18 protein-coding genes are annotated in these 18,689 nt (G+C 47.1%); 9 read left to right on the plus strand and 9 right to left on the minus strand.

Features of this window, described 5'->3' with window-relative positions; genetic code table 11:
• Positions 1–113 precede the first annotated feature (113 nt).
• From ACJHYO_RS15335 to hiuH, 5 genes are all read right to left on the minus strand, one after another.
• The gene (locus tag ACJHYO_RS15335) at positions 114–1,334 is read right to left on the minus strand and encodes a tyrosine-type recombinase/integrase (RefSeq protein ID WP_085455386.1); all 1,221 of its coding nucleotides are present in this window, start codon (positions 1,332–1,334) and stop codon (positions 114–116) included.
• An 847-nt stretch (positions 1,335–2,181) separates the two neighbouring features.
• A complete protein-coding gene (gene zinT / locus ACJHYO_RS15340; protein ID WP_001007778.1) occupies positions 2,182–2,832 on the minus strand; it encodes a metal-binding protein ZinT in 651 nt (216 codons plus the stop codon).
• 257 nt (positions 2,833–3,089) lie between these two features.
• The gene (msrQ, locus tag ACJHYO_RS15345) at positions 3,090–3,725 is read right to left on the minus strand and encodes a protein-methionine-sulfoxide reductase heme-binding subunit MsrQ (RefSeq protein ID WP_001240063.1); all 636 of its coding nucleotides are present in this window, start codon (positions 3,723–3,725) and stop codon (positions 3,090–3,092) included.
• Positions 3,726–4,730, minus strand: coding sequence for a protein-methionine-sulfoxide reductase catalytic subunit MsrP (gene msrP / locus ACJHYO_RS15350; RefSeq protein WP_000740067.1), 1,005 nt, complete (start codon positions 4,728–4,730; stop codon positions 3,726–3,728).
• A 108-nt stretch (positions 4,731–4,838) separates the two neighbouring features.
• Positions 4,839–5,252: a hydroxyisourate hydrolase gene (hiuH, locus tag ACJHYO_RS15355; protein ID WP_000920127.1), complete on the minus strand. Its 414-nt coding sequence runs from the start codon at positions 5,250–5,252 to the stop codon at positions 4,839–4,841.
• A gap of 132 nt (positions 5,253–5,384) precedes the next feature.
• Between hiuH and hprR the strand changes: the two genes are divergently transcribed.
• Together hprR and hprS are read left to right on the plus strand one after the other, a co-directional pair.
• On the plus strand, positions 5,385–6,056 hold the full coding sequence (hprR, locus tag ACJHYO_RS15360) for a response regulator transcription factor HprR (RefSeq protein WP_001347103.1): 672 nt from the start codon (positions 5,385–5,387) through the stop codon (positions 6,054–6,056).
• On the plus strand, positions 6,056–7,414 hold the full coding sequence (gene hprS / locus ACJHYO_RS15365) for a two-component system sensor histidine kinase HprS (RefSeq protein ID WP_000826708.1): 1,359 nt from the start codon (positions 6,056–6,058) through the stop codon (positions 7,412–7,414). Before hprR ends, hprS begins: the two co-directional genes overlap by 1 nt.
• Before the next feature lie 107 nt (positions 7,415–7,521).
• On the opposite strand, the gene hchA is transcribed toward hprS, so the two are convergent.
• Both hchA and ACJHYO_RS15375 read right to left on the minus strand, forming a co-directional pair.
• Positions 7,522–8,373 carry a glyoxalase III HchA gene (hchA, locus tag ACJHYO_RS15370; RefSeq protein WP_000218217.1) on the minus strand — a complete coding sequence of 284 codons (852 nt, stop codon included), beginning with the start codon at positions 8,371–8,373 and terminating at the stop codon, positions 7,522–7,524.
• Positions 8,374–8,968: 595 nt separating this feature from the next.
• On the minus strand, positions 8,969–10,027 hold the full coding sequence (locus ACJHYO_RS15375; RefSeq protein ID WP_000824389.1) for a porin: 1,059 nt from the start codon (positions 10,025–10,027) through the stop codon (positions 8,969–8,971).
• 649 nt (positions 10,028–10,676) lie between these two features.
• On the opposite strand from ACJHYO_RS15375, the gene drpB reads away from it, so the two are divergent.
• The 4 genes from drpB to vsr all read left to right on the plus strand — a co-directional run bounded on the left by drpB (position 10,677) and on the right by vsr (position 13,629).
• A complete protein-coding gene (gene drpB, locus ACJHYO_RS15380) occupies positions 10,677–10,958 on the plus strand; it encodes a cell division protein DrpB (RefSeq protein ID WP_001441990.1) in 282 nt (93 codons plus the stop codon).
• A gap of 39 nt (positions 10,959–10,997) precedes the next feature.
• Complete coding sequence (locus tag ACJHYO_RS15385) at positions 10,998–11,693, plus strand: phosphohydrolase (RefSeq protein ID WP_001296176.1); 696 nt, start codon at positions 10,998–11,000, stop codon at positions 11,691–11,693.
• A gap of 66 nt (positions 11,694–11,759) precedes the next feature.
• The gene (gene dcm, locus ACJHYO_RS15390; RefSeq protein ID WP_001157266.1) at positions 11,760–13,178 is read left to right on the plus strand and encodes a DNA-cytosine methyltransferase; all 1,419 of its coding nucleotides are present in this window, start codon (positions 11,760–11,762) and stop codon (positions 13,176–13,178) included.
• Positions 13,159–13,629: a VSPR family DNA mismatch endonuclease gene (vsr, locus tag ACJHYO_RS15395; protein WP_000228690.1), complete on the plus strand. Its 471-nt coding sequence runs from the start codon at positions 13,159–13,161 to the stop codon at positions 13,627–13,629. The genes dcm and vsr overlap by 20 nt, the downstream gene beginning before the upstream one ends.
• Here the strand turns inward: vsr and yedA are convergent.
• Complete coding sequence (gene yedA / locus ACJHYO_RS15400) at positions 13,618–14,538, minus strand: drug/metabolite exporter YedA (protein ID WP_001212226.1); 921 nt, start codon at positions 14,536–14,538, stop codon at positions 13,618–13,620. The genes vsr and yedA overlap by 12 nt on opposite strands.
• Before the next feature lie 172 nt (positions 14,539–14,710).
• Here yedA and ACJHYO_RS15405 point away from each other — a divergent pair, with 172 nt between their 5' ends.
• The 3 genes from ACJHYO_RS15405 (at position 14,711) to dgcQ (ending at position 17,754) form a co-directional block, all read left to right on the plus strand.
• Positions 14,711–15,628, plus strand: a complete 918-nt coding sequence (locus ACJHYO_RS15405) for a DUF808 domain-containing protein (protein WP_000922688.1) — start codon at positions 14,711–14,713, stop codon at positions 15,626–15,628.
• 78 nt (positions 15,629–15,706) lie between these two features.
• Positions 15,707–15,889 carry a YodC family protein gene (locus ACJHYO_RS15410; RefSeq protein WP_000009302.1) on the plus strand — a complete coding sequence of 61 codons (183 nt, stop codon included), beginning with the start codon at positions 15,707–15,709 and terminating at the stop codon, positions 15,887–15,889.
• 170 nt (positions 15,890–16,059) lie between these two features.
• The gene (gene dgcQ / locus ACJHYO_RS15415; protein ID WP_410232504.1) at positions 16,060–17,754 is read left to right on the plus strand and encodes a cellulose biosynthesis regulator diguanylate cyclase DgcQ; all 1,695 of its coding nucleotides are present in this window, start codon (positions 16,060–16,062) and stop codon (positions 17,752–17,754) included.
• On the opposite strand, the gene ACJHYO_RS15420 is transcribed toward dgcQ, so the two are convergent.
• Positions 17,751–18,566 carry a mannosyl-3-phosphoglycerate phosphatase-related protein gene (locus tag ACJHYO_RS15420; protein WP_000491485.1) on the minus strand — a complete coding sequence of 272 codons (816 nt, stop codon included), beginning with the start codon at positions 18,564–18,566 and terminating at the stop codon, positions 17,751–17,753. The genes dgcQ and ACJHYO_RS15420 overlap by 4 nt on opposite strands.
• Positions 18,567–18,689: the final 123 nt, after the last annotated feature.

Below are 18,689 nucleotides of genomic sequence, written 5' to 3' on the forward strand. Positions count from 1 at the left end.
TGTGAAACGTTTCTGTCGTATATTACTCTAAATTGATAAATCTTATACAATCATTAAGAATTTATGGTGTCAGTTCATAAAGGGCGGGGACTATTTGTAGCTAATTAGAACTTCTAAGAAACACAATACCCCGACCACTCATCCATCAACGCCATCCGCTTAGGCCATAAGGTCCCACGTTGATACGCTGCCTCAGCCTTATCTGCCAACTGATGAGCTAACGCATGTTCAATTACCTCACGCGGATAGTTGGTCGTTTCACCAGCCCAATCACGGAATGTCGATCTAAACCCATGCTGCGTTAAGTCGGTATGTCCCATTCGCTTTAGGACTGCCAGTAAAGCAGTATCCGAGAGTTGTCCCTTCCGAGTGGCAGGGAATACAAAATTTATACCCTTAAAGCGTGGTAAAGCTTTTAACAAGGCAACAGCAGCGTTAGACAGAGGAACTCGATGTTCCTTCGCTGCTTTCATTCGACTGGCGGGTATAGTCCATGTTTTACCTTCAAGATCGATCTCTGACCACTCGGCACCACGAATTTCACCTGAGCGTGCTGCGGTCAGTATGGCAAACTCAAGCGCACGAGGAGAAACGCCGCTTCGTTCACGCAACTCTTTCATAAAGGTGCCGATCTGGTTATAGGGAAGGGCGGCATGGTGTTTGGTGACCTGAACTTTACTTGGCTGAGGCAGGAGAGGTTTCAACATACCTTTCCATGCGGCAGGATTATCACCTTCAAAGTATTCTTTAGCCTTAGCGTAATCAATCACTGTTTCAATGCGTCCACGTAGACGACTGGCGGTTTCATTCTTGGTTAACCAGATAGGTTCCAGAATTGCCAGAAGATCCACTTTGGTGATTTCACTAACGGCCTTTTTGCCAATGAAAGGGTAGGCATAGGTTTCCAGTGTGGAACGCCATTGCGCGAGATGTTTTTTGTTCTTCATCTCACTGTTTTTGACTTCCAGAACTTCTTCACAACATTCAGCAAAGGTCTTTTTCTTCCGGGCCAGTATTTCCTGCCGGGCTTTTTGTTCGTGTTTTTCTTGAAGGGGATTAATACCATTACGGATTTGTTTACGTAGCTCACGCGCTTTGTCACGCGCTTCGGCTAAGGAGACTTCCGGGTAAGGGCCAAGCCCCATATTCAAACGTCTTGGAACTGTTCTACCGAGATTGTTGATTCGGGTTCCCATAGCCACGCAAAGAACCCATGCGCGAGACTGATTTCTGATGCGAAGGTATAAACCATCCACACCACCAACGGCATACATGCCTTCGGATTTTAATCGTGAAACGACGAGTCCTGAGAGTTCCTTGGCCTTCTTTGGCATAGCAAAATCCTGTCATACAACCCGCCATACATACGGTACTGCATAAAATAGCTGATTGTTTGCACAGTAGCAATACGCCACCGAACAAAAAAATAATGACAACATTTTGTTTTTAAAGGAAAAATAGCACTTAGGTGGGCATTATCGGACACTAAAAATTTAGACCCTCTCTCCGCCACTTTATCAATGACTTATCTCCCGACTTCCCGCCTTGCTTTTCCTAAACAGAACAATCGTAGAATATTCTTGAAGGGTTAGATCGTCACTGTTTTCTGTTCGATACTGTGACATTCAGCACTTGATTCGCTATGGAGCTGACAGGAAGGTTTCGAGCGAAAATCTACAGTTATTCAGTCGTTTTCTTATCGATCACCATTATTCTTTTAGACATTGATCCTATGAAACTGCCGCAAAGTTGCTGGCGGGAACTGAAGTTGCGTAGAGAAGGGGTCAATAATTGAGCCAAAAAAGGAACGCGGCCGTCAGATTAAAGCCGCGGGACAAAGTCCATAATTTCCAAGAGTTGTTGAATTTCCCAGCTTTTTTGAAAGCCTTTGTATCATACTAACAAATAAAAAAGGTTTAAACACCAAAATTAACCTATATTTCTGGTTAGCTTTACCATGACAGATGACTTGCTCCTGGAAACATTTGCGCTGCCAGTCTGTATGGCTGAGTTGTGTATTTATTGTTCGCCTTTTTCGCAGTTTTTTTCTACAGACATAATAAAAAAGACACGACTCAAGTATGAGCGTGTCTGAGTTTGTCTTACTTATTTGTCTTGGCAAATTATTGTTGTTACTACCAGGCACTGTTCTGTTAAATAACTGAAGTCAGCGCAAAAAAATCAATGAGACATCATCTCCTCGACCACTTCTTCGCTACTCAACTGATAGGGATAATACGTTGGCCAGTTTTCCATTTCATTCAATAAAGATTGCTGGGAATCATTACCCATAAAAATGTGAAAATGAGATGATTTTCGTGGTGCAATTATATGATCGCTAAATTGTATATATTTAGGGGCTTTGCTTTCAGGATCTTTACATTCGAATAAGTAACGAACGCCTTTCTTGCCTGATTTATAGGTGAGTATTTTGTATCCATCGTAATCATATTTACAGGATGTTGTTTCATTATTTCTATGGAATTCGACAATGCCGTCCTCAATGCCAATCATTTCGATATCTGTCGCATAACCTTTGCGATAATAATCTTTAATTTCAGCAAATGTTTTGGTTTTATCTGCATCCGCTTTCTTCTGAAAGACGGGGTCAAGTTTGCCACTTTGCAGTAAAGGGTAAACGGATTGCCAGACTCCATCCCAGTCACTGAGCGTTCGGTTTTGTACATTGGTATCATCAAAAACACCATTAGCAGCTTTTTGTTCGACCTCTGTTAAGGGTTTGCCATGAGAATGATGACCATGCGAAAAGGCAGGAGCGCTAACAATAAAGACACCTAAAGCAACAGCCAGTTTATGAAGACGAATCGCCAAAACAATTTCCTCCAGAGTTAATGTACATGATGTGTAATGTTATATTGTAACATATGAAAAAATGCAACAACTCATTAGGAAATGAGAGCATGGTATTCTCAGGTGTATTGAACTATCTTATTGAAATAAAATAAATTATTCTGGTGATGAAAGGTTGATGACAAACGAAACATAACTTGATGCGATCTGTGTGGGCCGGATAGGGCGCTCGCGCCGCATCCGGCCGGGATAACGCGAAGTTTGTCGGCAATATGAAGTTATAGAGATAATTTGTTGTGGGCCTGCTTGCGTAACCGGTTGAAAAGGGAAAGCAACTTCTTATACCGTAAGGCTAAAAGCAGTACAGCCAGCCCAGCGTAGATGAGTGGCTGCGGTGAAATAATCTTCACTGACCACAGATAATGTATTGGGGTCAGGATCGCGACAAGATAGACGAAGTTATGCAACTGTTGCCAGTGTTTGCCGAGTTTTCGCTGCATCGACTGGGTTGAAGTGAACGCTAAAGCAAGCAAAATAACCCAGCTGATAATTCCTAACGTTAAATAAGGCCGGGTAATTAACTCCTTACCTAATAACGCCAGATTATTCACGCCCAACTCCAGCAATGCGTAACTGGTTAAATGCAGTGTCGCCCAGGCAAAGCACCATAAGCCTAACAGGCGGCGAGTGCGTATCAATAACGGCTGTTTTGCGTAGCGTGCCAGAGGTGTGATTAACAAGGCCGCAAGCAAAAATTTCAGTGCAGTGCGACCGGTAAAATGCTGAATATCTTTCACCGGATCGGCACCTAGTCCACCGTGATTGATCGCCCAGACCAGCCAGAGAAACGGCAACAATCCGGCAAGATGCAGGCAAACTTTCAGCCATATCACCTGTTTTGCTGTCAGGCGCATTTAGAAATTCTCCCGCAAATCCAGGCCACGATACAGCGATGCCACCTGGTCGGCGTAACCATTAAACAGTAGTGTTGGCTGGCGCTGAACATCGAGAATGCCGCCTGAACCAATAAATCGTTCGGTAGCCTGTGACCAGCGCGGGTGATCAACATGCGGATTAACGTTGGCGTAAAAACCGTATTCGTCAGGCGCTGCCAGATTCCAGGTGGTTGGCGGACGCTCGCGGGTCAGCTTAATACTGACGATCGATTTAATCCCTTTAAAGCCATATTTCCACGGCACAATCAGTCGCACCGGCGCGCCATTTTGCGGTGGTAACGCCTTGCCATAAACACCTACGGTCATCAGTGTGAGCGGATGCATTGCTTCGTCGAGACGCAATCCTTCGACATAAGGATATTTCAGCCCGCCGCCGATAAAGCGGTCCTGCTGGCCTGGCATCTGTTCCGGCGCATAAATCGTTTCGAAAGCGACATATTTCGCATTGCTGGTGGGTTCGGCAAGCGCCAGCAATTTGTGTAGCGGAAAACCAATCCACGGCACCACCATCGACCACGCTTCCACGCAGCGCATACGATAAATACGCTCTTCCAGCGGGAAGCGACGGGTTAAATCATCATGATCGAGGGTCAATGGTTTTGCCACTTCGCCGCTGATTTTCAGTGTCCATGGATCGGTTTTCAGGCTACCAGCATTAGCCGCGGGATCGGCTTTATCCAGCCCGAATTCATAGAAGTTGTTATAACCAGAGACTTTATCTGCTGGCGTCAGTGGCAGGTTATTTTGCCAGGCGGCAGGCTTGCTGAACTCCAGCGGTTTTCCGGCGGGGGCGGGCGGACGATCGTTCCCTTTAAACCAGCTAAGCAGATCGGCATGCGCAGCGTGAGGCAAAGAAAATGCAGCTGCGCTGATGCCCAGTGCTTTTAACACCTGCCGACGCTTCATAAAGAATACCGACTCGGCCGTAACATCTGATTCTTTTAAAAATTGATTCTTTTTCATAAGCCATCACACTTTTTTGTCGTTAGCCAACAAGAGCCGTTTACTGTTAATCTGTCAGGGAGTCACCTCCCTAACAGTAGCAGAGATCAGCTTTTACATATTTACGCATTAACTGCCACGATAGGTTGAATACCCATATTGGCTGAGTAACAAAGGCACATGATAATGCTCGTTCACTTTATTAATATGAAATTCAACGGGAATCTCAGGGAAGAAACTTTCAAGATTTTGTTTCTTGAAATAGTCCCCGGTTTTAAATACGACACGGTAATCGCCAGTAGTCGCAGTTTGCTCGGGCCACAGTGCCTTAATTCGTCCATCCTTATCTGTTTTGGCGGTATTAAGTTGTAACCAGCCGTTATCCGCTTTCTTTTCAAGAGTGACTGTCACGTCGGCAGCGGGTTTTCCTGTTTGCTGGTTCAAAATGTGCACGCTAAGAATGTTTTGTTGTGCGGCATAAACCAAAGAAGGTAATGAAAATGCTGCCGTTGCTACCGAGAGTACTAAATAACGCTTTAACATGTTTATATCCTTGTCATGTGAATGAGTTTTGAGGATAGCGAAAAAACGTCCAGGGTAACCTTACAGCAGCATTACAATTTTGTAATGAACCAGGTTGTTTCTATAACATATGATTTATGGCATATTATTTTCATGAAGATTCTACTTATTGAAGATAATCAAAGGACCCAGGAATGGGTAACGCAGGGGCTTTCCGAAGCGGGTTATGTCATTGATGCCGTTTCTGATGGCAGAGATGGGCTTTATCTTGCGCTGAAGGATGATTATGCATTGATCATTCTGGATATTATGCTTCCGGGTATGGATGGCTGGCAGATCTTACAAACGTTAAGAACGGCAAAGCAAACCCCTGTTATTTGCCTTACTGCAAGGGATTCTGTCGATGACAGAGTCAGAGGGTTGGACAGTGGGGCAAATGATTATCTGGTAAAACCTTTTTCATTTTCTGAGTTGCTGGCAAGGGTTCGGGCACAATTAAGGCAACATCACGCTCTGAATTCAACATTAGAAATCAGTGGCTTAAAAATGGACTCTGTCAGTCAAAGTGTGAGCAGGGACAATATCAGTATTACACTGACGCGCAAGGAGTTTCAGTTACTTTGGCTACTGGCCTCCAGAGCTGGCGAGATTATACCCAGAACGGTTATTGCGAGTGAAATTTGGGGAATCAACTTTGATAGTGATACCAATACGGTGGATGTCGCCATTCGCAGGCTCCGCGCAAAAGTTGATGATCCTTTTCCTGAAAAGCTAATCGCCACAATCCGGGGGATGGGCTATTCATTCGTAGCGGTAAAAAAATAATGAAAAGATTATCTATAACCGTCCGTTTAACCTTGCTTTTTATATTTCTGCTGTCTGTTGCTGGCGCTGGAATTGTATGGACTCTCTATAATGGCCTGGCAAGTGAGTTGAAATGGCGCGATGATACAACACTCATTAACCGGACAGCGCAGATCAAGCAGTTGTTAATTGATGGGGTAAATCCAGATACGTTACCTGTGTACTTTAACCGGATGATGGATGTTAGTCAGGATATTTTGATCATTCATGGTGATGGCATCAATAAAATTGTTAACCGGACAAATGTCAGTGATGACATGTTAAATAACATACCTGCTAGTGAGACAATCAGCGCAGCAGGTATTTACAGAAGCATTATTAATGATACAGAGATAGATGCTTTCCGAATTAATATTGATGAAGTTTCGCCATCATTAACGGTTACTGTGGCTAAATTGGCTTCAGCCAGACATAACATGCTTGAACAGTATAAAATTAATAGCATTATAATTTGCATTGTCGCCATTATATTGTGCTCAGTATTAAGTCCGTTGTTAATCAGAACGGGGTTGCGAGAGATCAAAAAGTTGAGTGGCGTAACGGAAGCGCTGAATTATAACGATAGCCGAGTGCCGGTTGAGGTTAGCGCATTACCGAGAGAACTAAAACCTCTTGGGCAGGCGTTGAATAAAATGCATCATGCTTTAGTCAAAGATTTTGAGCGCCTTAGTCAATTTGCTGACGATCTCGCTCATGAACTTAGAACGCCAATTAATGCATTACTGGGTCAGAATCAGGTTACGCTCAGTCAAACCAGAAGTATCGCTGAATATCAAAAAACAATTGCCGGAAACATTGAAGAGCTGGAAAATATTTCGCGGTTAACAGAGAATATACTGTTTCTTGCCAGGGCAGACAAAAACAATGTTTTGGTGAAACTGGATGCGCTTTCTCTCAATAAGGAAGTTGAAAATCTTTTGGACTATCTTGAATATCTTTCAGACGAGAAAGAGATTCGTTTTAAGGTCGAGTGCAATCAACAAATCTTTGCGGATAAAATTTTACTGCAACGAATGTTATCGAATCTTATTGTTAACGCCATTCGATATTCACCAGAAAAATCGCGTATTCATATAACCAGTTTTCTTGATGCCAACGGCTCTCTTAATATTGATATCGCCAGTCCTGGAACGAAAATTAATGAGCCTGAAAAACTCTTCCGTAGATTTTGGCGGGGAGATAATTCGCGTCATTCCGTAGGTCAGGGACTTGGCCTTTCTTTAGTCAAAGCGATTGCCGAATTACATGGAGGAAGTGCTACGTATCACTATCTCAGTAAGCATAACGTGTTCCGAATTACGTTACCGCAAAGAAATTAACATCGGGCTTCAGTACGCCATAAGTTAACCGTGAAAAAACGCAGCCACGTCGTGAGTATTAACGTGGCTGCGATTGATTATGCGCTTACATTACAATGTAACAGGGATTAACTCGCGTAAGCTGCCAGCATTTCCTGCGCCGCCAGTTTACCCAACGCATTCGCTGCAAAAGGACTGTCGCCGGTGAGAAGTTTACGGTCCTTATGTACTCGCCCGGTGATGTCGTCATTAATGATGTTCATGCCCATTTTCTTCAACTCTTCGCCGAAGTACCAGGTGAGATGACCCGGCATATAGCCAATATCTGGCGTTTGTTTGTCTGCGGCGTCTGGGAATGCGCAAATAGAATAACCATTCAGTGGGTTATCGCTGTGGCGAAGTGCCAGAAAAGCCGCCGGACCGTGGCAAAGGGAGATAACAAAACGGTCATTTTTGATTGCCCACTGTAAAGCGGCAGCCACGTCCTGGCTTTCTGGTAAACCAATAAGTGCGCCATGCCCACCAGGAACAAAGATTGCTGCATATTCGCTATCAGCGTTGAGGCTGGCGACAACATCCGCGAGTTTCTTCGGATTACGGAATAACGATTTATGCTGTTCAAAGAATGGCATTACTTTTTCATCTTTGTGCGGCATAGCCCAGTATTCAAACTTGGTCATCAGACCGGAAATGGTCGCCACTTCGAATTCGAAACCTGCAGCATGGAGATGATACAACGGCAGCAACGTTTCAATCGGATGGTTACCGGTCGAGAACAGTTTTCCGTTATCGGTCGGCAAATAACGTTCGTCCGCGGCGATCACCAGAATTTTATGTTTACCGCGATACGGTTTTGGATAGTCCACGCCATCAAGATCAGAGACGGGACTCGTATATTGGCTAAGCGAATATTCTGAAGGGAAGAACGCATTATCTTCAGCAATATCGACCTGCGGGTTTTTACTTGTTTGAACAGTCATAGTGTATTCCTTATTGTTGCTTAGTTAGGGTAGTCACTATATTTGCGACTGAGCTGGTCGCTATTTTTAACCAGGCTGAAAAATTGAGTCAATATATCGAAAGCGGTAGTTGGCGGGCATAAGTATGTAATGATGATGCTGCACTGGTGTTGAATATTATTCACGCCAAACTTTCCTTATTGAGTAACGTCGTCGCAAGTGGCCTCAATGATTTTAGACCATTATCAGAGGTTTGGGGGCGATGGGGAGAGATTTAGTGCTGTGGAATGTTGTGGTACTGATGAATATTTATATCCCGGATTGGTAGGGAAAAAGCTTTTTTCATGCACTATTTTTGCAAATATTTCTATATGGGAAGCGGTTTTGTTACAGATTAAATTTATAAAGAAATGCATTTGGGGTGTTGGCTGGAAGAGTTGCTGGTAGAGGATATTGTGCCAGTAGGGGCAGGGTAAGGGGCTGTATCGATATGCTTTGGCAATTGCGTGCGCCGCAGATGGCGATGAAATGCAAATAAAAAAAGCCTGAGTTCGATGAGGGACGAACTCAGGCTGGTGTTATGTTTTACAGTAACACGCCTCGGCGCGTTGGCTGATTAGAACTGGTAGACGATACCAACTGCCAGTTGGTCGTCGGTGTTCAGTCCATGAGCGAGAACATAATCACTCTTATCAAGCAGGTTGATCTGATAAGCGGTATATACGTTCATATTCTTATTGAAGTAATACCAGGTACCGATTTCAATATAGTTCAGACGATCAGAATCTTTGTAACCTGCTACGTCCAGTGCTTTAGAATAGGAGTAACCGATGGATGGACGCAGACCAAAGTCGAACTGATATTGCAGAACAGCTTCGAAGTTTTGTGTTTTGTTCACAACATCACCGTCGTCGGAATTCATGTTGTGAGATTCACCGTACATCACAGCAGCATAGACATTGTTAGCGTCATATTTTGTTGACAACGCCCAAACTTCGGCTCTTTCGCCTTTACCATCACCAGACTGCCAATCAGTACGGTCAGAGTTTGCATAAGCACCAGCAAATGAGAAACCGTCAATAGTGTAAGTTGCAGATAAACCATGGCCATCGCCATTTGCTTTGTAGTTGCCTGTACCTTCATTTTTACCCTGATATTGCAGAGCAAAATTTAGACCTTCAACCATGCCAAAGAAATCTGTGTTACGATAGGTTGCAACACCGTTGGTACGGTTGGTCATGAACAGGTCAGTACCAGCCCATGAGTCACCGCCCCACTCAACAAACATATCAGTAAATGCTTCTGCATCATACGCGACACCGACATTACGACCGTAGTCGAATGAACCAAAATCTTTGTAACTCAAACCAGCATATGCCAAACGAGTTTGGTCAGGGTTGTGTCTGTTTGATGCTTCCAGGTCTAGTTCAAACTGACCGTAACCAGTCAGTTCAGGGTTGATCTGAGTTTCACCTTTCACGCCTACACGGGCATAAGAGGTATCTTGAGAATTATCGCCTTTTTCACCATTTTCACGGTCGGTCAGAATTCGCTCACCAACCATCTTGCCGTATAGCTCAACTTTATTGCCATTTTTATTATAAATTTCAGCCGCATTTGCTGCGCCAGCAACTAATAACGCCGGGACCAGCATTGCCAGAACTTTTCTTTTCATTATGTATTCCCTTGTGATTATAATCTTCATGAATATATCAATAAGTGCTGTTATCCAAAAAAAGCACATTTGGATACTATTCTATGAAGTTCATTTTATTTTAAAGATTACATGTAACAAATGTATTTAAAAGATTTCAAAATGTTTCTAATCTATTTAATATAATTCATAGTTATGAATTCTGAATATAAATATTCACGAATATTATGGATATATATCAATATGTTATGAGTTGATCGAAAAGATAGGGAGTATCAATGATTGTTGCGCTAAACGGCTGGTGTGATCTCGCGCACATTAATGAAGGCATAAAAAAAAGCCGGCATCATGCCGGCCCAAAAAATATAAACAAGACGATAAAAGGCTAATAACGGAGGCATGATGACACAGAAAAATAAAAAGGTATAATTGTAATCAGTACCAATATATTGATTGAATGAATTAATAAAGCCGAAATCAAAGATAAATAACATCGTTCAAATCGATTTTTCCTGTATTCACCGCCGTTGCGCAAAATTTATCTATTTGTTCAAAAAATGATTGAGTCTTGACTGGCTCATCCAATGTGGAAAAATGTGACTTTTATCACATAATAGTTCTAAGTCTGAATTTTCCGGGTTATCTCAAAATGGAATACGGTTCGACAAAGATGGAAGAGAGACTCTCTCGCAGCCCTGGCGGCAAATTGGCTTTGTGGGCTTTCTATACATGGTGTGGCTATTTCGTCTGGGCAATGGCGCGATACATCTGGGTGATGAGCCGGATCCCCGATGCCCCCGTGTCGGGATTTGAAAGTGATTTAGGATCTACCGCGGGGAAGTGGTTAGGAGCATTGGTCGGATTTCTGTTTATGGCCCTGGTTGGTGCCTTGTTAGGCGGCATTGCATGGTACACCCGACCTCGTCCCGCACGTTGCAGACGCTATGAATAAAAACTGCTAAGGTTGCGACTCTTTGGCAACGGAGCGCGTATGGAGTTACAACACTGGCAGGCACAGTTCGATAACTGGTTGAAAAACCATCATCAACATCAGGACGCGGCGCATGACTTGTGTCATTTTCGCCGTGTCTGGGCTACGGCACAGAAACTGGCGGCAGATGACGATGTCGATATGCTGGTGATTTTAACCGCCTGTTATTTTCACGATATCGTGACCCTGGCGAAAAATCATCCGCAACGGCAGCGTTCTTCAATCCTGGCGGCAGAAGAGACGCGTCGCCTGCTCCGTGAAGAGTTCGCGCAATTTCCGGCGGAGAAAATTGAGGCCGTTTGTCATGCCATTGCCGCTCACAGTTTCAGCGCGCAAATCGCCCCCTTAACAACGGAAGCTAAAATCGTCCAGGATGCGGATCGGCTGGAAGCCCTGGGGGCGATTGGCCTGGCGCGCGTATTTGCCGTTTCAGGGGCATTGGGCTTGGCGCTGTTTGATGGCGAAGATCCGTTCGCACAGCATCGCCCGCTTGATGATAAACGCTACGCGCTGGATCATTTCCAGACAAAGTTACTGAAATTACCGCAAACCATGCAAACCGCAAGAGGCAAGCAGCTGGCACAGCACAACGCGCAATTTTTAGTCGAGTTTATGGCGAAGCTCGGTGCCGAACTGGCGGGGGAGAATGAAGGTATCGATCACAAGGTGATAGATGCGTTTTCACCCGCTGGCTGAGCGCGTGGCCCTAAACGGCAGTAATTATGTTAACCTGTCGGCCATCTCAGATGGCCGGTTAAATCTATGCAGGAAAATATATCAGTAACCGATTCATACAGCACCGGGAATGCCGCACAGGCAATGCTGGAGAAACTGCTGCAAATTTATGATGTTAAAACGCTGGTGGCGCAGCTTAATGGTGTGGGTGAGAATCACTGGAGCGCGGCAATTTTAAAACGTGCGCTGGCGAATGACTCGGCATGGCACCGTTTAAGTGAGAAAGAGTTTGCCCATCTGCAAACGTTGTTACCCAAACCACCGGAACATCATCCGCATTATGCGTTTCGCTTTATCGATCTATTTGCCGGAATTGGCGGCATCCGTCGTGGTTTTGAATCGATTGGTGGACAGTGCGTGTTTACCAGCGAATGGAACAAACATGCGGTACGCACTTATAAAGCCAACCATTATTGCGACCCGGCGACGCATCATTTTAATGAGGATATCCGCGACATCACCCTCAGCCATCAAGAAGGCGTGAGTGATGAGGCGGCGGCGGAACATATTCGTCAACACATTCCTGAACACGATGTTTTACTGGCCGGTTTCCCTTGTCAGCCATTTTCGCTGGCTGGCGTATCGAAAAAGAACTCGCTCGGGCGGGCGCACGGTTTTGCCTGCGATACCCAGGGCACGCTGTTCTTTGATGTGGTGCGCATTATCGACGCGCGTCGTCCGGCGATGTTTGTGCTCGAAAACGTCAAAAACCTGAAGAGTCACGATAAGGGAAAAACGTTCCGCATCATCATGCAGACGCTGGACGAACTGGGCTATGACGTGGCTGATGCAGAAGATAACGGGCCGGACGATCCGAAAATCATCGATGGTAAACATTTCCTGCCGCAGCACCGTGAACGCATCGTGCTGGTGGGTTTTCGTCGCGATCTGAATCTGAAAGCCGATTTTACTCTGCGTGATATCAGCGCATGTTTCCCTGCACAGCGAGTGACGCTGGCGCAGCTGCTGGACCCGATTGTTGAGGCGAAATATATCCTGACGCCGGTGCTGTGGAAGTACCTCTATCGATATGCGAAAAAACATCAGGCGCGCGGTAACGGCTTCGGTTATGGAATGGTTTATCCGAACAATCCGCAAAGCGTCACCCGTACGCTGTCTGCTCGTTATTACAAAGATGGCGCGGAAATTTTAATCGATCGCGGTTGGGATATGGCCACGGGTGAGAAAGACTTTGACGATCCGCTGAATCAGCAACATCGTCCACGTCGGTTAACGCCTCGTGAATGCGCGCGCTTAATGGGTTTTGAAGCGCCGGGAGAAGCGAAATTCCGCATTCCGGTTTCGGACACTCAGGCCTATCGCCAGTTCGGTAACTCGGTGGTCGTGCCGGTCTTTGCCGCGGTGGCAAAACTGCTTGAGCCAAAAATCAAACAGGCGGTGGCGTTGCGTCAGCAAGAGGCACAACATGGTCGACGTTCACGATAAGGCCACCCGCAGCAAAAATATGCGCGCGATTGCCACGCGTGATACGGCGATTGAGAAGCGCCTCGCCAGTTTGTTAACCGGGCAGGGCCTTGCGTTTCGCGTTCAGGACACCAGTCTGCCCGGACGCCCGGATTTTGTCGTTGATGAATATCGCTGCGTGATATTTACCCACGGCTGCTTCTGGCATCATCATCACTGCTATCTGTTTAAAGTGCCTGCGACCCGAACCGAGTTCTGGCTGGAGAAGATAGGTAAAAATGTTGAGCGCGATCGCCGCGATATCAATCGCTTGCAGGCACTCGGCTGGCGCGTACTGATTGTCTGGGAGTGTGCGTTACGTGGGCGCGAGAAGCTGACGGATGAAGCGCTTACCGAGCGTCTGGAAGAGTGGATCTGCGGCGAAGGTGCCAGCGCGCAGATCGACACGCAGGGGATTCATTTACTCGCTTGATGCATCCTGAATAACTGGCGCGACAACGGGTTTGGCCGGGAAGAGATATTTTCCCAACGTGACCAGTACCACCGCGAAAACAATTACGCCGAGCGCCAGCCATTCAATCTTCGACAGCGTCTCTCCGCCCAGTCCCGTACCCAGCAAGACCGCGACCACCGGGTTAACGTAGGCGTAGCTGGTGGCTAGAGCCGGACTGACATTACGGATTAAATACATATAAGCGTTAATGGCGATAATCGAACCAAACAGCGCCAGATAGCCGACCGCAAGGAAGCCTGACAGGGAAGGGAGCGCCGTCAGTTTTTCACCCGCAATCATCGACGCGATCATTAACACCACGCCTGCCGCCAGCATCTCAATCGCACCCGCCATCATCCCTACAGGTAAGGTAATGCGCGAGCCATAAACTGAGCCAAACGCCCAGCTAATCGAGCCGATTAAAATCAGAATCGCGCCCCACGGATTGCCGCTTAAATTTCCACCGCTATTGAGCATGATGATTCCGGCAAGCCCAATGGCGATACCCACCCATTCCAGTTTGCGCGTTTTAATGCCAAACAGGCGACTGAAGCACAGGGTAAAGAGGGGCACGGTTGCAACCACTACGGCGGCGATGCCGGAAGGAACATTTTGATGTTCGGCAACCGTCACCATGCCATTACCGACAGCCAGCAATAACAGGCCAATCAGCGCGGCATTGAGCAGCGGACGTAGCGGGGGAAGTTTGTGTCCGCGCAGTAGCAAAAATGCCAGCAATAAAATACCGGCTGCCAGGAATCGAACGCCCGCCATCATTAACGGAGGCCAGCTTTCCACGCCAATCCGAATGACAAAATAGGTTGAGCCCCAAATGATATACAACGCAAACAGCGCGCCAAAAAGCGGTAACAACTGGCGGAAACGCATAATCCCTCACGGCGGAAATAAAAAGGTGGTTCATAGTAAACGTGAAAATCATTCTGCTGGCGAGAGATATAATTGCACTTGATTGTTAAATAAATGTTGACCTGTGAAGCAAGTATCAGAGCTGCCGTTTTTGCTTCATACTTACACCCTTCAACAATAAAAATGAGAGGGAATGCTTTTGGCCGGGAGTAGTTTACTGACGTTGCTCGATGATATCGCCACACTGCTGGACGATATCTCCGTGATGGGCAAACTGGCGGCGAAGAAAACCGCCGGTGTATTAGGGGATGATTTATCGCTCAATGCGCAACAAGTTTCAGGCGTGCGGGCCAACCGGGAACTTCCCGTGGTCTGGGGCGTGGCGAAAGGATCGCTGATCAATAAAGTGATTCTGGTGCCGCTGGCGTTGATCATCAGTGCGTTTATCCCGTGGGCGATTACGCCACTGTTGATGATTGGTGGCGCGTTTCTCTGCTTTGAAGGGGTAGAGAAAGTGCTGCATATGCTGGAGGCGCGTAAACATAAAGAAGATCCAGCGCAGAGCCAGCAGCGTCTGGAGAAGCTGGCGGCGCAGGATCCGCTGAAGTTTGAAAAGGACAAAATTAAAGGGGCGATTCGTACCGATTTTATTTTGTCTGCGGAAATCGTCGCCATTACGCTGGGGATTGTGGCAGAGGCACCGTTGCTTAATCAGGTGCTGGTGCTTTCAGGCATCGCGCTGGTAGTGACCGTGGGCGTCTACGGTCTGGTAGGGGTTATCGTTAAGATTGATGACCTGGGGTATTGGCTGGCGGAAAAATCCAGCGCGCTGATGCAGGCATTAGGTAAAGGGTTATTGATCATTGCGCCCTGGCTGATGAAAGCATTATCGATTGTCGGCACGCTGGCGATGTTCCTCGTCGGCGGCGGGATTGTGGTACATGGTATTGCGCCGCTGCATCACGCTATTGAACATATCGCCGGGCAGCAAAGTGCAGTGGTGGCGATGATATTACCGACTGTTTTAAATCTGATTCTTGGATTTATCATCGGCGGCATCGTGGTGCTGGGAGTGAAAGCAGTAGCGAAAATGCGCGGTCAGGCACATTAATACTCGCACTGGCTATTATGCAAAATTCGCCATCTTCAACTAAGGTGAACAAGTTTCACTCGAAAAAAGGAGGCGAGTATGAGCTTTATGGTTAGTGAGGAAGTTACGGTTAAAGAGGGCGGCCCGCGGATGATTGTCACTGGATACTCCAGCGGTATGGTTGAGTGTCGTTGGTATGACGGTTACGGGGTCAAGCGGGAAGCTTTTCATGAAACCGATCTTGTTCCGGGGGAGGGGAGTCGTTCTGCGGAAGAAGTTTGAAAGGGTATCATTAACACCAGGCCGGATCACATCCGGCCTGGTGTCCCAATGCCTGCAATGAATGATAGTCGCGTCTTATCATGCCACCATTATAAAATTATCGCTGTTTTGCGGTACGCTATCGCCGGGTTATGCCAGAATCATAAAAAAGCAGGTTGGGAGTCGTCAGGGTGCAGCACGAGACAAAAATGGAAAACCAGAGCTGGTTGAAAAAACTCGCACGCCGCCTGGGGCCCGGTCATGTCGTTAATCTCTGCTTTATCGTGGTATTGCTTTTTTCCACCTTGCTCACCTGGCGTGAAGTGGTGGTGCTGGAAGATGCCTATATCTCCAGCCAGCGTAATCATCTGGAAAACGTAGCCAACGCGCTCGATAAGCATTTGCAGTATAACGTCGACAAACTGATCTTTTTGCGTAATGGCATGCGCGAAGCTCTCGTGGCGCCACTGGATTTCACCTCTCTGCGTAATGCCGTAACCGAGTTCGAACAGCATCGCGACGAGCACGCCTGGCAAATCGAACTCAACCGACGGCGCACCCTGCCAGTCAATGGCGTATCGGATGCATTAGTCAGCGAGGGGAATCTCCTGTCTCGCGAAAATGAAAGCCTCGACAATGAAATTACCGCTGCACTGGAAGTTGGTTACTTGCTGCGACTGGCGCACAACTCCTCGTCGATGGTTGAACAGGCGGTGTATGTCTCGCGTGCTGGATTTTACGTTTCGACGCTGCCGACCTTGTTTACGCGCAATGTACCAACGCGTTATTACGGCTATGTCACCCAACCCTGGTTTATCGGCCATTCACAACGAGAAAATCGTCACCGCGCGGTACGCTGGTTCACTTCGCAACCGGAACACGCCAGCAATACTGAACCGCAGGTTACCGTCAGTGTTCCGGTAGACAGTAATAACTACTGGTATGGCGTGCTGGGGATGAGTATTCCCGTGCGTACTATGCAGCAATTTTTAAGAAACGCCATCGATAAAAACCTCGATGGTGAGTATCAGCTCTATGACAGTAAGCTGAGATTTTTGACCTCTTCAAATCCTGACCATCCAACAGGGAATATTTTTGATCCTCGTGAACTGGCCTTGCTGGCGCAGGCAATGGAACATGACACGCGGGGCGGCATTCGTATGGACAGTCGCTATGTTAGCTGGGAACGTCTGGACCATTTCGACGGTGTGCTGGTGCGCGTCCATACGCTAAGCGAAGGCGTGCGCGGCGATTTCGGCAGTATCAGCATTGCATTAACCCTGCTGTGGGCGCTCTTTACCAGCATGTTACTCCTCTCCTGGTATGTGATTCGCCGGATGGTCAGCAACATGTATGTTCTGCAAAGCTCGTTGCAGTGGCAGGCGTGGCACGACACCTTAACGCGTTTATATAACCGTGGCGCATTGTTCGAAAAAGCCTGTCCGCTCGCTAAATTGTGTCAGACGCACCAACATCCTTTTTCTGTCATTCAGGTCGATCTTGACCATTTTAAAGCGATTAATGACCGCTTTGGTCATCAGGGGGGCGACCGTGTTCTTTCTCATGCTGCCGGATTAATTAGCAGTTCCTTGCGTGCGCAGGACATTGCCGGGCGGGTCGGTGGTGAGGAGTTTTGTGTGATTCTGCCAGGCGCGAATCTGACGCAGGCTGCGGAGGTCGCAGAACGTATTCGCCTGAAGTTAAATGAAAAAGAGATGCTGATCGCCAAGAGTACAACGATACGCATTAGTGCCTCGCTGGGGGTAAGCAGCAGCGAGGAAACCGGTGATTATGATTTTGAACAACTCCAGTCATTGGCCGACCGTCGGCTTTACCTCGCAAAACAGGCCGGGCGCAATCGGGTATTCGCGAGCGATAACGCTTAACGGGCGGAGAAAAAATGGTCCAGCCCTTCACGCCAGCCTTCCGGTCCTTCACGCTGCGTTCGCCAGACGCGGGCCGGATCCTCATTATGCAGATGGACCCCTTCACGGTTTAGCCCTTTCACAATCACCGCGTAATCCATTACCTCCAGTAAAGGCGCATCGTTCGGCCCATCGCCCAGGCCAAGTGTGGTTGGGCGTCTGCCTGACAATTGTTGATAGGTCGCGATAATCCAGTTGGCAGCCTGATCTTTTCCGACAGAGGCATCCAGTACGTGCCAGAAGCGCGCACCCTGCATAAACTGCAAGCCCAGTTCGTTCAGACGAGCGATAAATTGTGCCATACGCTCGTCACTGTCGCGCCAGATTAGCGTTACCGACGCCTCATGCAGCTGCGTCAGCGCCGCCTGGCTACGGCTTAATCCCGTCCATTCGGCAATGGTTGCATCGTCGACATCATCAAAAGTCGTGAATTTAAAATGTTCTTTCTCGCGTAGCGTATTTAAAACCTGGCAGATTTCGCCATGGCTAATACCTGAGATGATGCGTGGAAAACCGTCTATATCCTGCCATTGTTCAGCAAGCTGGATCACTGCGCCATTCTCTGCAATCAGCGGTAAGCCTTGTAGCCCCAACATTTTTTGCAAGTACAGCATTTCCGCTGAAGTTTTACTGCTACAGAGAATGACGGGAATATTGGCTTCGTGTAAACGGCTGAGCCAGGGGGCTGCCGGTTGCCAGTCATAACTATGACTGTCCAGCAGGGTGCCATCAAGATCGCTAAAAACCAGTAGTGGTTGTTGAATTGAAAACATGGGCGCAGTACTCCCCTTACCAGGATGATTCTCAAAACAGCACAAATAATCAAAGATGATTTTTTCGGGAGCGATCCCGTTGACACCAGAGCCACCAAGGGGTGACGCGCGTCACATTTCTAT

Source organism: Escherichia sp. WS1118 (assembly GCF_046487695.1).
Taxonomy (GTDB): Bacteria; Pseudomonadota; Gammaproteobacteria; order Enterobacterales; family Enterobacteriaceae; genus Escherichia; species Escherichia coli.

Coding starts and splice junctions, on each gene's coding strand:
- ACJHYO_RS15335 (WP_085455386.1), bottom strand. CDS start 1,334: ATGCCAAAGAAGGCCAAGGAACTCTCAGGACTCGTCGTTTCACGATTA.
- msrQ (WP_001240063.1), bottom strand. CDS start 3,725: ATGCGCCTGACAGCAAAACAGGTGATATGGCTGAAAGTTTGCCTGCAT.
- msrP (WP_000740067.1), bottom strand. CDS start 4,730: ATGAAAAAGAATCAATTTTTAAAAGAATCAGATGTTACGGCCGAGTCG.
- hiuH (WP_000920127.1), bottom strand. CDS start 5,252: ATGTTAAAGCGTTATTTAGTACTCTCGGTAGCAACGGCAGCATTTTCA.
- hprR (WP_001347103.1), top strand. CDS start 5,385: ATGAAGATTCTACTTATTGAAGATAATCAAAGGACCCAGGAATGGGTA.
- hprS (WP_000826708.1), top strand. CDS start 6,056: ATGAAAAGATTATCTATAACCGTCCGTTTAACCTTGCTTTTTATATTT.
- hchA (WP_000218217.1), bottom strand. CDS start 8,373: ATGACTGTTCAAACAAGTAAAAACCCGCAGGTCGATATTGCTGAAGAT.
- ACJHYO_RS15375 (WP_000824389.1), bottom strand. CDS start 10,027: ATGAAAAGAAAAGTTCTGGCAATGCTGGTCCCGGCGTTATTAGTTGCT.
- drpB (WP_001441990.1), top strand. CDS start 10,677: ATGGAAGAGAGACTCTCTCGCAGCCCTGGCGGCAAATTGGCTTTGTGG.
- ACJHYO_RS15385 (WP_001296176.1), top strand. CDS start 10,998: ATGGAGTTACAACACTGGCAGGCACAGTTCGATAACTGGTTGAAAAAC.
- dcm (WP_001157266.1), top strand. CDS start 11,760: ATGCAGGAAAATATATCAGTAACCGATTCATACAGCACCGGGAATGCC.
- vsr (WP_000228690.1), top strand. CDS start 13,159: ATGGTCGACGTTCACGATAAGGCCACCCGCAGCAAAAATATGCGCGCG.
- yedA (WP_001212226.1), bottom strand. CDS start 14,538: ATGCGTTTCCGCCAGTTGTTACCGCTTTTTGGCGCGCTGTTTGCGTTG.
- ACJHYO_RS15405 (WP_000922688.1), top strand. CDS start 14,711: ATGCTTTTGGCCGGGAGTAGTTTACTGACGTTGCTCGATGATATCGCC.
- ACJHYO_RS15410 (WP_000009302.1), top strand. CDS start 15,707: ATGAGCTTTATGGTTAGTGAGGAAGTTACGGTTAAAGAGGGCGGCCCG.
- ACJHYO_RS15420 (WP_000491485.1), bottom strand. CDS start 18,566: ATGTTTTCAATTCAACAACCACTACTGGTTTTTAGCGATCTTGATGGC.